The sequence below is a fragment of the Paucibacter sp. M5-1 genome (assembly GCF_027498415.2).
Taxonomy (GTDB): Bacteria; Pseudomonadota; Gammaproteobacteria; order Burkholderiales; family Burkholderiaceae_C; genus Roseateles_E.
In genome coordinates this window covers 1-14,274 of record NZ_JAPZLM020000002.1, presented here as the reverse complement: position 1 = coordinate 14,274, position 14,274 = coordinate 1, and the positions used below count along the sequence as shown (strand labels likewise).

Genomic DNA, 14,274 nt, shown 5'->3' with positions numbered 1-14,274 from the left:
CGCCGACCAGTCTGTTCTCGGAGAGGAAGATCCGGGCGCAGCCATGGACACTTTCTACAGAGGCCAGGAAGCCGACACCTTGCCCCCGGAGGTCGTGCCGTCCGAGCTCGTGAATTCTGAAGAGCCGTCCGTATCGAGTGTTCAAGAGGCGGCTTGCCTTGTGACGTTCATGGTTGATCCGTCGAACCGTTCCTAGCTTTTCACCAGTCGCTGTATCCAGTCCAGCAACACGGCTGGCAGCGCTCCCGGTGTCGCGAGCAGGGCGTAGTGGTGGGCACCAAACAGGGTGGACAGATAGCTGGCGGCTTGCCGCTCCACCGTCAAGCAGAACGGCGCGATACCCTGAAGCTTCGCCTCGGCCACGGCCTGTCTTGTGTCTTCGATGCCGTAGCGGCCTTCATAGATGTCGCAGTCGTTCGGCTTGCCGTCCGACAGCAGCAATAGCAAGCGGTGAGCAGCACCCTCGCGCATCAGCGTCGCGCTGGCGTGGCGGAGGGCAGCGCCCGTGCGTGTGTACTGGTCGGGCGCCAACGCCGCAATGCGCAGTGCCACTGCGGGGCCGTAGGGCTCGTCGAAACGCTTGATATCCCACAGGCTCACCGCCTTGGGCCCGTTCCCCGAAAAGGCCTGCACCGCGAAGGGTTCGCCCATAGCGGCCAGTGCAATGCAGACGAGCAGCAAGGCTTCGCGCTCGACATCGATGACACTTCGCTGCTTCGCAATCCAACCATCGGTGGATCCGCTGACATCGATGAGCAGGAGGATCGCCATATCGCGCCGGGCTCGCTGCTCAGAGCAGTACAGCGCCTGTGCCATGGGCCACCCGGCGCGCCGGTTTACCAGGTTCTCCACACAGGCTTCGAGGTCGATGTCATCCCCGTCCGGCTGGCGGCGCCTGCGGGTGCGCCGGGGTCGCAGGGCCGCAAAGCGTTGGCCTATGACGCCAAGCAGCGAGCGATGCTGGGCCAGCGTGTCATCCACCCACCGCTGCGCCCCGTCCGGCCCCATCAGTACCCGCACCGTGGCACCTGGATGGCGATAGCCCTCAATGCGGCAATCCCACTCCGGGTAACAGAACTCCTGAGGCGCTTCTGTGGCGGACGAGGTCGTGTGCCTGGGTCGGACCGTGGGCGGGTCATCGGACAGCAGCACCTCCGGTGCATGGCCCGGGCTCCAGACCAGGCGTGCCTGGGCCAGCTCGGAGACCATGTCGGCGAACTCGTCGGCGGCCGCAGCCTGGTCGCGGTCGGTGGGCCGCTGCATCCCGAATGGATCCTCGGCCTGCTCGTGCGGCACCTCGGGAGGGATCATCCACGCACCCGGCGTGGCCTCGTCCTCCTGCGCAGAACCTTCGCGCACTTCGGGGCGACGGGTCAGGCGTGCGCTGCGAGCAGCGCGAGCCTCGTGGCTGTTGAAACCGTTGCTGTCGACGAGAGGCGAGCCGATGGCATCGCCCGGCATGCGCAAGTCGCCGGTCCAGCAGTCCCGGAACAGGGCTGCGTGGCCCAGGGGCGCTGCGCTGGGGATGTCGCGAACCATGTCCGCCGCAAGCCCTTGCGCGATGCCCCTCGATGCCAGCGGTGATGCACACAAGGGTGCGTGCGCATTCGGCCCCTCGCAAGGCTGCGCCATCAGGGCTCGCACCCAGGCCTCCAGCGGGCGGCGCGTTGCCGGGAACTGTGCCAAGGGCGGACGAGCCGCGAGCGCTTCGCTGCGCATCCTGTTCAAGGCAGCGCTCATCCCGGGCAGCAAGCGGGCCAGTGCCGCGTCCGCCGCAACGGCTTCCATCAGCAGGTAGATGTCAAGAACCAGCGGCGCCGCACAGAATTCCGCGCCTGCTGCGCTGCCCCGGCTCGCCCGCATGGCCTGTACCAGGGCCAGGGTGCGAAAGCGCTCCGAGGCCAGGCCGGCATCCGTGAGGCCGGTCTCGGACGGCAACCAGATGCTGTGGCCATCGGTGGCCGGCAGTGTCAGGTGCGCTCGCGGGAAGGCGCTGCGCTGGAAGGTTCTGGCCAGCCAAGTGGGACGTGCCGGCAGCTGCGCGGTGCGCAGACGATAGGAAGTGCCGAACACCGCCTCGATCAGCAAGCCCAGCCGCGGCGCCACATCCGTCAGCCGGGTCACGGGCCGACTTGCTGTCTTGGCCCGGTGCTGTCGCCAGAAGTTCTGCGTGAAGACGGTCGCGTGTCGGGCCAGGTCGGTGATCACGTCCTCGGCTTCGGCCATTGCGGTCTTGCTCAATCAAACAAAGCTGGCGTCGACCAGGTCGCGCATCGCGTCCACCAGCGACTCGTCGTCGGACAGTGGCGACACCACGGCGCTGAGGCAGGCCTGCCGTACCGGGATGCCACTGACCACCAGCGCCGCCGCCGCGATCAGCAAGCGGGTGCTCGGCACCTCGGCCAGGCCACGGTCGCGCAAAGCGCGCAACCGATGCCCAAGCGATACCAGCGCCATGGCCGTGCCATGGTCGGTGCCGGTCTCGTTCTCGATGATCGCCGCTTCGCGAGGGCCAGGCGGGAAGTCGAAGTCGAGCGCGACGAAGCGCTGCCGCGTGCTGGGCTTGAGGTCCTTGAGCATGCGCTGGTAGCCTGGGTTGTAGGAGATGACCAGCTGAAAACCCGGGGCGGCCACCAGCGTTTCGCCAGTCTTGTCGATCGGCAGGATGCGGCGATGGTCGGTCAATGAATGCAAGACCACCATGGTGTCTTGGCGGGCCTCGACCACCTCGTCGAGATAGCAGATGGCGCCCTCGCGCACGGCGCGGGTGAGCGGGCCATCTTGCCAGGCCGTGCCATCATGGCGTATCAGGAAACGGCCGATCAGATCACTGGCGCTCAGATCGTCATGGCAAGAAATCGTGATCAGCGGACGTTGCAGCTTCCAGGCCATGTGCTCGACAAAGCGGGTCTTGCCACAACCGGTGGGTCCCTTGAGCATCACCGCCAGTTGCAGGGCGTGGCAGTGCTCGAACACGGCCACTTCTGCACCGGAAGCCTGGTAGTAGGGCTCATCGGCAGCGGATGGCTGCGACCCCTGCAAGGGGTCGACGGCGCGGATCAGCGCGGCGCTCAAGAGGCGCTCACGGCGTTGGGCGGAACCGTTGCAATGGCATCTTCCTCCAGGTCGAAGCGGGGTATGTGGCGGAAGAAGTCATAGATGAACAATCCCACGCCGATTGCGAACAGCGAACCGGTGGCAATCAGCATCACGAAGTGCACCTGTATCTTCAGCTGTGCGTCGAGATAGCCCATGCCCATGATGCGCTCCAGGTACACCTGTGCAATGCCGGCGGTGGCAAAGGACAGGGTCATACCGAACATGCCGCCCAGTTGCATCCAGAAGGCCCAGTAGCCGAGACTGCTGCCCTGCTCGCTGCGTCCCGGCGTCATCGCCGGGAGGGCATAGGTGATCATCGCCATCACGATCATGGCGTAAGCGCCATAGAAAGCCGCATGCCCGTGCATCGCGGTGATCAGCGTGCCGTGGGTCCATTTGTTGACGTCGGGGAAGGTATGCGCCAGGCCCAGCAGGCCGGCCCCGAACAGCGTGAACAGCGCGCTGCCGATGGTCCAATGCAAGGCCAGCGTATTGGGGTGCGAGAAGCCCGCCCGCCGCATGGCCGAGTAGGCGAACATCGCCATGCCCACCAGTGCCGCAGGCTCAAGCGCGCTGAAGATGCCGCCGATGGGCAACCAGTAGGACGGGACGCCCACCCAGTAGTAATGGTGCGCCGTGCCCAGAATGCCGGCGATGAAGACCAGGCCGACGATCACATACAGCCACTTCTCCATGACCTCCCGGTCGGCACCGGACAGGCGTATCAGCAGGTAGGCCAGGAAGCCGCCTTGGATCATCACCCAGACCCCCTCGACCCAGAGGTGAATCGTCCACCAGCGGTAATAGATGGATACGGTGTAGTTCTCGTACTCCAGCAAGGCGGGCAGGTACAGCAGAGCGCCCAGAGCCAGGCCGAGCACGAGCACGCCCTCTGTCGTGGTGAAGCGTTTGGATTGCCAGATCGTCATGCCGATGTTGTAGAGAAAGATCAGCATGCAGATCACGATCACGATCTTGTGGGGCAGCGGCTGCTCCAGCAGCTTGTTGCCCGTGCCGTAGCGGAACAGATAGCCCACCACGGCGGTCACACCCATCAGGGTCCAGAGGACCAGTTGCACATAGGCGAGCTTGGTGCTGTAGAGCTCGGTGCGCGATTCGTCCGGCACCATCCAGTATGTAGCGCCCATGAAGCCGGTCAGCACCCACACGATCAGCAGATTGGTGTGGATGACCTTGGTCACATCAAAGGGCAGGATGTTCAGCAGCGGATCAGGCCCGACATACTTGGCGGCCGACAGCAGCCCGAACACCAGTTGCAGCCCGAACAGGACCATCGCCACGGCGAAGTACCAGTAGGCAACCGATTGAGACCTGTAGCGCATGGGGATGCTCCTTCAGAGGCGGCCGCAGTGGACTGCTGCCTGTTTTGGAATGGGCGCGAAATTCCGCTACTTGAAGGTCGCCAGGTACGCAGCGAGGTGGCCGAGCTGTTCGGCGCTCAGGTCTTTCTCGTAGGTGTTCGGCATGAACGAAACCCCATCGGCCGAGTACATGGCGCCCGCCACCAGGTGCGCGCTGGGGTGGGTGACGGATTCGCGAATGAACGCCTCGAGGTCGGTGGCCTTGCCCTTGTAGGCAGGAGACGCCAAGGTCTGCTGAGTGCGGGTGGCGATGCCGGCAAGTGAAGGTCCGGCCATATCGACGCCCGCCACGATGGAGTGGCAGGCGGTGCAAGCGGGTGCGGCGCTTCTGAACACCCGCTCGCCCAGAGCCACCGGATCCTTGCCGGAATCGGTCGCGCGCGATCCCGCAACTGACGTTGCAGGCCCAGCCAGTGCGGCCTGAGGAAGGATCGCGACTCCCGCCGCTGTGCCAGCGCCGGTGACCGTGATCGGCCGCGGCGGCCAGCCCTGGTTGTCCACGCGGCTGACCCAATCCAAGAATGCGATCAAACCATCGATATCGGCGTCGCTGAGATCTTGCTGCGGCATCAGCCGGCGGTGGCGCTGTTCGTCGTAGAACTTCGACGGATCCTTCAGGAAGGCTCGCAAGTAAGGCGCACCGCGCTGTTGCGCGATCTTGGTGAGGTCCGGTGCGTAATAGGCACCCTCGCCGAAGATCGTGTGGCAGTTGATGCAGTTGTTCTTGTGCCAGACGTTCTTGCCCAAGGTGACCGCCGGCGTGATGTTCTGCGCGTTGGTCAGTTTCGGAAACTGGCGGTGACTGTCGACGGTGAGCCCCAGAAAGATCAGTGTGGCGACCAGCGTGGAGCCGATTGCAAAGTAGCGTGCTTGGCGTTTGTTCATGGGGCTGCGACCTGCGTCAGACGCTGATGCCTGTCCAGTAGATGACGCTAATGGCGCCTGCGTACGCGATACCGGCGCCCATCAAACCCAGCACGACATAGCTGAACACCTGGAAACTTCGGAACGCGGTCATGGGAGCCACCTCACCTTTGCTTCCACGCGCTCTCTCAGGGGCAAAAGAGGCTGTGAGCCCATGCAGGGTGGCGAGTCCGGCTCTCGCAGTCAGTGCGGCAGCGCACATAGCTGAAACTCTTGCAAACGTGCGTGCGTCTCGAACGCCCAGATGCCCGCATCGGAATGACCCGGCGACGCGCCAATTTGAATGACCGCTCATTCGCCAACAGCAGGGGAAGGCTGCGGGCTGAGCTTGCGCCAATCTCTGCTGTTGCGATGCACCGCCGAGCATCTGCGGGCGCGGCAGGACGGCGGAGGCGACGGCCAAGCCAATATCGCTGCGGCCTGCGCCCACTGCAACGCATTGCGGCATCGGGCTCGGGATCCCCTGTCGCCGCTTGCTTTCGCGGCCCATGTCCAGCACCGCTGAATCGGGGTGCTTGGCTGCCTATCGGGATGCTGGGCAAGCTGGGCGGGCGGGGCGGCGTTGCGCGCCGAAGTTAGAAGCTGTTGCGCATCGGCTTGTCGCGCGGGATGCAGGCTTGGACGCAATTGGACTGGGCGGGGCAGCCCGTCCCGTGCCAGGGGTAGCGGGCCTGTTTCCTTCCCGCGTTGCGGGAACGGCCCGCCTGGCCGAACTGGCGCTGCCAGATCGCCGGTCCTGGCACCCGCCACGCCCGATGCCGGGCTGCCCTTGCTACGTCGGGCTTGGCTTCTGCTTCGTCCTGCGATCTGGTGGTGGTGGTGCGGGCGCAGGTTTTGGTTCTGCGGACAGCTTCTCGGTGCTGGGATCTTCAGCCTTCTGATGAATCTCGCTCATGAGCTTGTCGAAGGCACTTGGCGGCTGGTCGTCGATGAACTTGAGGTCGCTTTGGGCCAGGAGCCAATACAGGGGCGCGGGGCTGTCGAGCCCGCAGGCGGCGCAAGAAGCTCGCTCTGTGAGGAAGAGCGACATCGCGTTGGGCCGGTCGAACTTGAATGGCTTTTTGCAATGCAGGCAGGTCAGCATCGATTTCAGCGCATTGGTGATGAACTTTGTCGATGGCCGCGGTCCACGGCTCAGGAGGTTCTCGTGTGCGCACAGCGAAACCAAGACCAAGTGATTGGCCGTCGCAACGTTTGCGTGGGCGATCTCGGAGAATGCGCGCAGCGACAGTTGTACGAGGAACAGCATCAGGTACGGGAGCATGGTGTAGGCCGCGTCATAGAGGTGGTCCGACCTGGCATCGTTGAAGATGAAGTTGATATTCAGGTCTTCGGTCCTCAGGTGCCTGCCCTGGCTGGTGATGAGGTGGGTCGCCTTTTGCCATAGAGGTTCCAGTCCGTTCTCCATCTCCTTGGAAAACACCCATTGCTCGATGAGGTTGCCGTCGAAGGCCTCCTTCATCGCGAGCTTGTCTGCGGCGAGCTTGAAGATTTCCTGCCTGCGTGCCGGCTGCAGTCCGTTGAGCGAGCTGTAGTTGTCCTTCTCGAACCGGGCCAGAAAGTCTTCCGGGTCTGCCAGCAGCCAGGCGAGGAACAGCATGTTCTCCTTGAACGGCTTGCGCAGCAAGGAGAACGCCACGGCGAACTTGCGCTTCTCCAGGCAACGCATCCCCTCATACAGGAAGTGGAGCATGTCGGCCGTGAGCGCGAGCACCAGGTGCCCGATGAGTACATGCTTCACCGCCTCGGTCAGACCTGCCTCCTTCAGGAGGTCCAAGACGTCCAACTCGCCCTGGCGTCCGGCTTCCGTCGCAGCTTTTGCAATGGCGTCCGCGACCCATTGATGCGCACCCGAGGCTTCGTACTGAACCAGCAGTTCGCCGATCTGGTCATGCAGGTAGAAGCAGTACTCGTGATGGGGCCAGTACTTCGGCGGAATGTGCTGCAGGTCATCCGGCGGACGTATGCCGAGATAGTGCGGTTTCATCGATCCTCCCTCGTGGTGCATTCGTATTCGGCAGCTTTCGCGTTTGGCCTTGATTTTTGATCAGATTGCCGGTTCCCGCCGTCTCAGGCATGACGGCATTGATTCGACCGTACGGCGATCCTGCACTGACGCGACGCGCTTGCCCTGCGCATTGCCTTGCTGAAGAGGCGAGGGGATGAAAAGTCGAAAGGGCGAGCCGGTGGGTGGCGCTTGCCGAGCGGGTTCTTGCACCTTCGCGCATGGCCTCATCCACGCTGGATCGGGGACTGCTGCGCAGTCTTGCCTGCACCCTCTCGCTGTTGTACCGGTAGGTGCCGGCCGGCGCCTGCCGGTGCTGAAGTGCACCGCTGCGCGGTGAGGTGGCGCAGCGGGCTAGCCGCCGCGCGCTGCCGCAGGTGGTGGTGTTTTGACCCGCTGTCCTTGCTCGCGCGTCTGTTCAGGCGGTTTGGGTGGTGGCCTGCTTCCGAGCCGTCCGGTTCTCGACGTGTAGCGCAGCGCCCGCCGGCGGCAAGGGTGCGGCTGCGCCCCGGGTCCTCGCCCGGTCCCTCCGCTGCACTCCGGGCTGCGGCCTGCGGCCCGGCCCTTGCCTTTGGCGCGCCCCGCGCTCCTGGTCCGTCGAGACGGCTCCAGGAAGCAGGGTTTTTCCACCACCAACGCAGAAAGGCGTGCCATGAGCAAGACAGCAACCCCAACCACCCGCGGCAGCAACAGCCGTGCAGCGGACGTTCCCTCCGCACCTCCCGAGACTCACCAGGAAGCAGGCCTGGAAGCCGGCATCGCCCTGCGGGCGCAAAGCCCGGAGGCGGAACTGCAGTACCTGCCGCTGCGCGGGCTACGGCTGGACGAGCGCAATGTGCGCAAGGATCCGCCGACCGAGGGCGAGATCGAGGAGCTGGCAGACCTGATCGACGCGCAGGGCCTGCTGCAAAACCTGACGGTGATTGCCTACGACACGCCTCGGCGCGGCAAGGGTCGCGAGAAGCACCGCATCTACACGCATGGCGTGATCGCGGGCGGGCGTCGCCTGCGCGCATTGCTCCTGCTGGTCAAGCGCGGGCCCATCGTCCTGGACTATCTCGTGGCCTGCGGGGTCGTGCCCGTCGAGCGTGCCATCGCGGTCAGCATGGCCGAGAACCAGGGTCAGAAGCCGATGAGCATCGCTGACACGGTCCAGGCGTTCGCGAACATGGTGGCGGCGGGCGCCGGCATCGAGGACATTGCCGTTTGCTTTGGCCTGACACCGCTGACGGTGAAGCGGCGCCTGAAGCTGGCCGGCGTCTCGCCCAAGCTGTTCGCGATGTTTCGTGCGGGCGAGCTGAACATGGACCAGCTGATGGCGCTGTCGCTGGCCGACACGCATGCCAAGCAGGAGAGCGCCTGGGAATGCCTGCCGGTCTACAGCCGCGATCCTGCCGCGCTGCGGCGCGCGATCCTGGGCACCGGCGTGCGCGGTGCGCTGGTTCGCTTCGTCGGGCTGGACGCCTACGAGCTAGCAGGCGGCGTCGTGATACGTGACCTGTTCAGCGACGAACAGAGCGAATCGGATCACATCGGCGATCCGGCACTGATGCAGCGTCTGGCGCTGGAGCGTCTGCAGGCCAAGGCCGAGGAACTGTGCGCCCTGGAGGGTTGGCCCTGGGCCGAGGTGGCCATCGACTTCGGCTACGAGGTGCAGCAGCGCTATCACGATGCCCCGACACAGCGACGCGAACCCTCCGCTGAGCAGGCACAGGAGCTTGCCGCGCTGGAGCGGGAGCAGGAAGGCATGGACGAGCGGCTGGAAGCCCTGTATGACCGTGAGCCGGAGGACGAAGGCGAGGGCGACGGCGAGAGCGCAGAGCGGGCCATCGAGGCACTGGAAGTGCGTCAGCAGGTCGTGCAGGCCCGAATCGACGAGATCGAGCAGCAACTGGCCTACTGCGAGCCCGAGGTGGCCGCGCTGGCTGGTGCCCTGCTGACGCTGGACCGGGAGGGCACGCTGGTCGTGAAGCGGCACCTGCTGCGCGACGAGGACTATCGCCAGCTGCGCAGCGCCATGGGCGGGGTCGCGGGCCGCTGCCACGCGCTTGGCGATGGCGACAATGTCGCGGGAATGGGCACCGGGCAGTATGTCGATGCAGACGCCAGGCTCTCGGCGGCGCTGTGCCGCGAGTTGGCGGCATACAAAACCGAGGCCTTGCAGGTAACGCTGATGCGCAAGCCGCAGGTGGCCCTGGCCGCGCTCGCTCATGCCATGGCGACTGTGCTGCTGTACGACGATTGCACCGCGCGCTTCGCCTCGCCCACGGCACTGACCGTCTCGGTGCAAAGCTGCAACTGGTCGTTGATTCAGGTCACGCCCCGGCTGAAGGAGAGCTCGGCGCATGCCGCGCTGTCGACCCTGGTCGCGGGCTGGCGCGAGCGGCTGCCTGCCGAGCCGGTGGCCTTGCTCCCCTATCTGCTGGAGCAGTCCGTGGAGACTTTGCTCGACCTGCTGGTGCTGTGTGCGGCTCTGACCGCGAACGCGACGCATGGCTCGACGCACGCAAAGCCGGCCCAGACGCTGGCGAGCGCCACCGGCCTGGACATGGCCGACTGGTGGCAGGCCTCGGGCGAGACCTATTTGGGTCGGGTGTCCAAGGCGCAGATCGGGCAGGCGCTGGCTGAGGCAGGCGAGGGCGAGGCCGGCGTCGGTCTGGCCAAGCTGAAGAAGGAGCAGCTCGTGGAGATGGCCGGGGCGCTGCTGGACGGCAAGCGCTGGCTGCCGGCCCTGCTGCGGGCGCAGGCTTGAGCGAGCGATCCGGGGCAAGGGCGGCGCCCTTGCCCTGTACCCTTGCCCTGGTCCGGCGGCCCGATCCCGTGCCAGGGGACGGCGGGCTTGTTCCTTCCCGCTGCGCGGGAACGGCCCGCCGGCTGCCGAACTGGCCTTGCCAGATCGGCACCCCTAGCACCCGCCACGCCCGACGCCGGGCCGCCTCTTGAGGTGATCGCCCCGGCTCGAACGGCGCGCCAGCCGCTGCGCTTGATGGCACGCCGCCCGCGAAAGACGCCGGGGCTCAGCCAGGCGACAGTCCTTCGGCGCAGCCTGGTGCCAGGGGACCTGGCACGGCGGCCGCGATGCCTGCGAACCGGTGATGGGGCAGTCCCCGCGCCGAGCAGGCCCACCGCGATCCCCCCACGGCGCCCCCATCCGTGGGTGAGGGGGACTTGTGGGGGGATCTTCAAGCGGCGGGCCGGGACAGCGGCGCGCCGCTCGGGCTGCCGATGAAGACACCCCACCCATCCCCCACCCCTTCCCGTGAGGGAAGGGGCCATGCCCACCCCCCGCCCGCCCGTGGGCGGGAGCGAGGAGTCCGAGCGAGAGGATCTGCTGGGAGGCTTCCATCATGGGGCCGGCAGGTCTACTCAAAGGAGTCCCATCATGGCATCCGTTCGTGTGGAACAGCGCAATGCGCATCTGGCCGGCGCGGTCCGGCTTGAGTACCTGGTCAACGGCGAGGAGCGGCTGGCCAAAGCCGTGTTGACCGCGATCAGCAATGTCCGACGCGGCAGCGGCGAGGCGCGGGAGGAGGAGATCACCGCCGTGCAGTGGACCCTCTGGGGAAAGCTCGCGGAAAACGCGAACCAGTACCTGGGCAAGGGCTCGCACGTGAACATCGTCGGCCGGCTGCGCAATAGCAACTACCAGGACAAGAGCGGCGCGGAGGTCTACGCCTTCAGCTTCACGGCCGAGGAGATCGACTTCCTGGACAGCCGGGCGAAGGCGTCGGAGCGCGGCAGGGTGCCAGAAGACGAAGGCTGGGGCGAGTCTTCGCTCGAGCCGCCGGCCTGGCGGGGCCGCTCAGCCCCCAGCGGCTCCGGTGCGCGGGCCAAGCGGTGAACCCTCGGTCTTCATCATCTCTACCGACAGGAGATCATCATGCCCTCTTCTTCCATACTGGCCGTACGCTTCGGCCGTGGCAGCCGCATGCTGCAAAGCGCTGTCCCGCTGGCTGAAGACCAGATGCGCGCTGCCGCTCCATCGATCTTTGCGGCCGGCAAGCACTGCAGCCGCTCGGACCGCTATGCCTATATTCCGACCATTGAGGTTTTGCGTGCCCTGCGCATGGAGGGCTTCGAGCCATTCATGGTTGTGCAGAGCGCGAGCCGCATTGCCGGCAAGGCCGAGTTCACCAAGCACATGATCCGGATGCGCCATGCCGGGCAGCTGCAGCAGGGCAAGTCCGAGGCCAATGAGATCATCCTGATTAACAGCCATGATGGCGCCAGCTCCTACCAGCTGCTGGCCGGGGTGTTCCGTTTTGTCTGCTGTAACGGCCTGGTGGTGGGCGATGTGGTCGAGGACATCCGCATTCCCCATAAGGGGGATATCCAGGGTGAGGTGATCGAGGGCGCGTTCCGCGTGCTGGAGGACTTCGAGGCGGTGGACGCTGCGCTTGATGACATGAAGGCCGTGAAGCTGCGCGCCGAGGAGCAGCAAGCCTTCGCGACGGCCGCGCTGGCGCTGCGCTACGGCGAGCAGGCGGCGGGTGCCACCACGCCGGCGGCGCCGATCACAGCGCAGCAACTGATGCAGCCCCGTCGCATGGAGGACCAGGACGACAGCCTGTGGATGAGTTTCCAGCGTGCCCAAGAAAACCTGATGCGCGGTGGACAACCGGGGCGCAGCACCCAGGGCCGGCGCATGCACACAAGGGCCGTGGGCGGCATCGACCGGGGCGTGCAGCTCAATCGTGCGCTGTGGGTGCTGGCCGAGGAGATGCGCAGGCTGAAGGCCTGAGCGCGGCGCGGGATGCAGTGGCCGCACTCGCGGCCGCTGCACCCGCAAGCACCGCCCATCAGCCCATGAAGTACAAGGTCAGGGCCGAGGATAGGATGGCCGAAGCGAGCGCCGACGATGCGCAGGCCCACCCAACGACCTGCGACCACCCTCGACGCTCGGCGCAGGCTGTTGCGGCTTGCTGGAGGGTACGCAAGGTCGGGTACAGCTCGGAGTGGAACAGCGCGCGGGCGAAGGCCGCCATCGAGTGACGCTCGGACTCGGCTGCGGAGTGCAGGATCTCGCGGGTGCTCCGAGCGATGTGCTTGGCCGCCACGCCCTGGGCATGTTCGGCCAATTGGGCCATGCGCGGCTCCATCGAGGCTGCCTGGGATTGAAGCCGTTCACTGGCTTGCGTCACCTTGTCGCCAGTGGCGCTCAACTGTGCAGCCAGCGCGTCAACGCGGTCGAGCAACCCCGCGATGTCACCCAGCGCTTCGAGGACAAGCGCCTCGCGCGCTGTCTGGGCCGAGTTCACGAGTAATGCACCGCGGGTGAAGTGACCGGGTTCGCGAGCTCGTCCAGGCCAAGCGCGGCAAAGCAGGCATCCAGCTCGGGAAGCACGCCGATCGCCAGCCGGCGCGTGGCCAGTTGCTGCGCCAGTTCGGACTTCTCCGCAGCTCCCGTCGCGTGCTGGATCATCCCCTTGTAGTCGGTGGTGTCGAAAGCCAACTGGCGCAGGTCGCGTCCGCTCGCCATCGCACGCCGGTACACCTCATTGAAGGACAGCCTGCAGTCCAGGCTGGCATGCGCGATGGGGTGCTCCGCAAGGAAGGCCAGCAGCACGAAGAACGAGGCCTCGATGCTCTCGATGCCGTCGTTCATGTTGAACACTAGCTTCAGCCGCTCAGGCGGCACGCCGAGCCGTGACAAGTCCACCAGCGTGGCGATGGTGTCCTTCTGCTGCTTCAGTGCGGGCACGGTGGGGATGACGAAGGCGTCGACATCCTCATGGCTGCCCTGATAGCGGCGCATCAGCGCCAGCAGGTCCTCGACATTGCTGGCGCCGATGTCGATCACTGCGTGGTCGATCGTTTGCAAGTACTCCTGCAGCGCCCCGAACTCGCGGCCGCGCACGGCCCGCCCGGTGTTCTCGTCGGCGTTCAGGCTTTCCACCGACAGCAGCTCGGCGTCGGGGATGCGAGGCAAGAGCAGATGGCGGGCGATGGTGGACTTTCCGACATTGCCCGAGAAATTGATGACGGCGATTTTCATCGATGACTCCTTGAACGAAACAGCGGATTGGTGATGACGGTCTTCATGAACGCGTCGGCGAGTTCCCTGCCGGAGGCGGGCTCTCGCGGCGCGGGCGTGATTGCGGGCCGCGTGGTCGGTGATGGGGCTGGCGAAGGCCATGTCGAAGACACTGCGACAGCCTCGGGATGGTCGCCTGCGTACGGGCCAGCCATGGCAGCACCGCTCACGCCGACATGCCGCAGCTCTCGCGAAATCGTCGCGAGACTCACCTCGATGCCGGCATCGGCGAGTAACTGGCGAATCGCTGACAGCGTGTAGCCCAGCGCGCGCAATCGCACGATCTCGCCGTGGTACACGAGTGCCTTGCGGCTGGCTCGACCCGGCGGGCCGGTGGGTGTCAGTCGAACCATGGTGTCTCGCCCTTCTTCAGTAGGCTCATTGAGGCGATGGATCGAGCTGACGGAAAAGGAACGTCTGTCTGCATGGTTTTCACCTTTTTGCAGTTGCTTTGCAGTCCCTTTGCATCGGTCTCGTGGGCTGATGCGGTCGGGGTCGATGCCCTAATGTTCGTCTACAAATCGACGATTTGAGGTGCTGAATTTTGCTAAGAATCAGCGCCTCAAAAGCGCGATTTCGGACCAATACTTGGTCATGGGTTAGTGCAGCGATAGGGGCGAAGGCGCCCCGATGTATTGCACCCATCCGCGATGGAGGTGGCCATGGACAAGTCGAATCGAGAGCTCTTCTGCGTCGACCTGAAAGGGATGCGAGCAGCGCTGCTGGCGCGTGCGCGACTTGAGGGCGTGTCGCGCTCAAACCTCCTGCGGCGCGTGCTGGCTGAGCTGTTGGGTAAAGAGCAGAGGCGCGACCTCGTTCCCGCTGTGCAC

General features: G+C 65.5%; 12 protein-coding genes. 4 read left to right on the top strand and 8 right to left on the bottom strand.

Annotated elements, in window-relative coordinates:
* Positions 1 to 192: 192 nt before the first annotated feature.
* The 4 genes from O5M90_RS28655 to O5M90_RS28640 form a co-directional block, all read right to left on the bottom strand.
* Positions 193 to 2,226 carry a nitric oxide reductase activation protein NorD gene (locus tag O5M90_RS28655; RefSeq protein WP_269838509.1) on the bottom strand — a complete coding sequence of 678 codons (2,034 nt, stop codon included), beginning with the start codon at positions 2,224 to 2,226 and terminating at the stop codon, positions 193 to 195.
* Between the two features lie 15 nt (positions 2,227 to 2,241).
* Entirely contained in the window at positions 2,242 to 3,075 is an 834-nt protein-coding gene (locus O5M90_RS28650; RefSeq protein ID WP_269838510.1) for a CbbQ/NirQ/NorQ/GpvN family protein, read from the bottom strand.
* The gene (locus O5M90_RS28645; RefSeq protein ID WP_269838511.1) at positions 3,072 to 4,442 is read right to left on the bottom strand and encodes a cbb3-type cytochrome c oxidase subunit I; all 1,371 of its coding nucleotides are present in this window, start codon (positions 4,440 to 4,442) and stop codon (positions 3,072 to 3,074) included. The genes O5M90_RS28650 and O5M90_RS28645 overlap by 4 nt, the downstream gene beginning before the upstream one ends.
* Positions 4,443 to 4,508: 66 nt before the next feature.
* Positions 4,509 to 5,366, bottom strand: coding sequence for a c-type cytochrome (locus tag O5M90_RS28640; RefSeq protein ID WP_269838512.1), 858 nt, complete (start codon positions 5,364 to 5,366; stop codon positions 4,509 to 4,511).
* 322 nt (positions 5,367 to 5,688) lie between these two features.
* Here O5M90_RS28640 and O5M90_RS28635 point away from each other — a divergent pair, with 322 nt between their 5' ends.
* Positions 5,689 to 5,910 carry an HNH endonuclease gene (locus O5M90_RS28635; RefSeq protein WP_262973511.1) on the top strand — a complete coding sequence of 74 codons (222 nt, stop codon included), beginning with the start codon at positions 5,689 to 5,691 and terminating at the stop codon, positions 5,908 to 5,910.
* 267 nt (positions 5,911 to 6,177) lie between these two features.
* Here the strand turns inward: O5M90_RS28635 and O5M90_RS28630 are convergent, their stop codons facing one another.
* Entirely contained in the window at positions 6,178 to 7,392 is a 1,215-nt protein-coding gene (locus O5M90_RS28630) for a hypothetical protein (RefSeq protein WP_269838513.1), read from the bottom strand.
* Positions 7,393 to 8,062: 670 nt separating this feature from the next.
* Here O5M90_RS28630 and O5M90_RS28625 point away from each other — a divergent pair.
* The 3 genes from O5M90_RS28625 to O5M90_RS28615 all read left to right on the top strand — a co-directional run bounded on the left by O5M90_RS28625 (position 8,063) and on the right by O5M90_RS28615 (position 12,151).
* Positions 8,063 to 10,162, top strand: coding sequence for a ParB/RepB/Spo0J family partition protein (locus O5M90_RS28625; RefSeq protein WP_269838514.1), 2,100 nt, complete (start codon positions 8,063 to 8,065; stop codon positions 10,160 to 10,162).
* A 630-nt stretch (positions 10,163 to 10,792) separates the two neighbouring features.
* The gene (locus O5M90_RS28620) at positions 10,793 to 11,251 is read left to right on the top strand and encodes a single-stranded DNA-binding protein (RefSeq protein WP_269838515.1); all 459 of its coding nucleotides are present in this window, start codon (positions 10,793 to 10,795) and stop codon (positions 11,249 to 11,251) included.
* A gap of 39 nt (positions 11,252 to 11,290) precedes the next feature.
* Positions 11,291 to 12,151 (top strand): DUF932 domain-containing protein, encoded by an 861-nt coding sequence (locus O5M90_RS28615; protein ID WP_269838516.1) that lies wholly within the window; start codon positions 11,291 to 11,293, stop codon positions 12,149 to 12,151.
* A gap of 58 nt (positions 12,152 to 12,209) precedes the next feature.
* On the opposite strand, the gene O5M90_RS28610 is transcribed toward O5M90_RS28615, so the two are convergent.
* Genes O5M90_RS28610 through O5M90_RS28600 form a run of 3 tightly spaced genes read right to left on the bottom strand, consistent with a single transcriptional unit; the run spans position 12,210 to position 13,797 of the window.
* Positions 12,210 to 12,668 (bottom strand): hypothetical protein, encoded by a 459-nt coding sequence (locus O5M90_RS28610; protein WP_269838517.1) that lies wholly within the window; start codon positions 12,666 to 12,668, stop codon positions 12,210 to 12,212.
* Positions 12,665 to 13,405: a StbB family protein gene (gene stbB, locus O5M90_RS28605; protein WP_269838518.1), complete on the bottom strand. Its 741-nt coding sequence runs from the start codon at positions 13,403 to 13,405 to the stop codon at positions 12,665 to 12,667. Before stbB ends, O5M90_RS28610 begins: the two co-directional genes overlap by 4 nt.
* The gene (locus O5M90_RS28600) at positions 13,402 to 13,797 is read right to left on the bottom strand and encodes a hypothetical protein (RefSeq protein WP_262973502.1); all 396 of its coding nucleotides are present in this window, start codon (positions 13,795 to 13,797) and stop codon (positions 13,402 to 13,404) included. The genes stbB and O5M90_RS28600 overlap by 4 nt, the downstream gene beginning before the upstream one ends.
* Positions 13,798 to 14,274: the final 477 nt, after the last annotated feature.

Excerpts from the sequence above, each read along its gene's own strand:
- O5M90_RS28640 (WP_269838512.1), bottom strand. The coding sequence starts at position 5,366 with ATGAACAAACGCCAAGCACGCTACTTTGCAATCGGCTCCACGCTGGTC.
- O5M90_RS28625 (WP_269838514.1), top strand. The coding sequence starts at position 8,063 with ATGAGCAAGACAGCAACCCCAACCACCCGCGGCAGCAACAGCCGTGCA.
- O5M90_RS28600 (WP_262973502.1), bottom strand. The coding sequence starts at position 13,797 with ATGGTTCGACTGACACCCACCGGCCCGCCGGGTCGAGCCAGCCGCAAG.
- O5M90_RS28655 (WP_269838509.1), bottom strand. The coding sequence starts at position 2,226 with ATGGCCGAAGCCGAGGACGTGATCACCGACCTGGCCCGACACGCGACC.
- O5M90_RS28630 (WP_269838513.1), bottom strand. The coding sequence starts at position 7,392 with ATGAAACCGCACTATCTCGGCATACGTCCGCCGGATGACCTGCAGCAC.
- O5M90_RS28635 (WP_262973511.1), top strand. The coding sequence starts at position 5,689 with ATGACCGCTCATTCGCCAACAGCAGGGGAAGGCTGCGGGCTGAGCTTG.
- O5M90_RS28620 (WP_269838515.1), top strand. The coding sequence starts at position 10,793 with ATGGCATCCGTTCGTGTGGAACAGCGCAATGCGCATCTGGCCGGCGCG.
- O5M90_RS28645 (WP_269838511.1), bottom strand. The coding sequence starts at position 4,442 with ATGCGCTACAGGTCTCAATCGGTTGCCTACTGGTACTTCGCCGTGGCG.
- stbB (WP_269838518.1), bottom strand. The coding sequence starts at position 13,405 with ATGAAAATCGCCGTCATCAATTTCTCGGGCAATGTCGGAAAGTCCACC.
- O5M90_RS28615 (WP_269838516.1), top strand. The coding sequence starts at position 11,291 with ATGCCCTCTTCTTCCATACTGGCCGTACGCTTCGGCCGTGGCAGCCGC.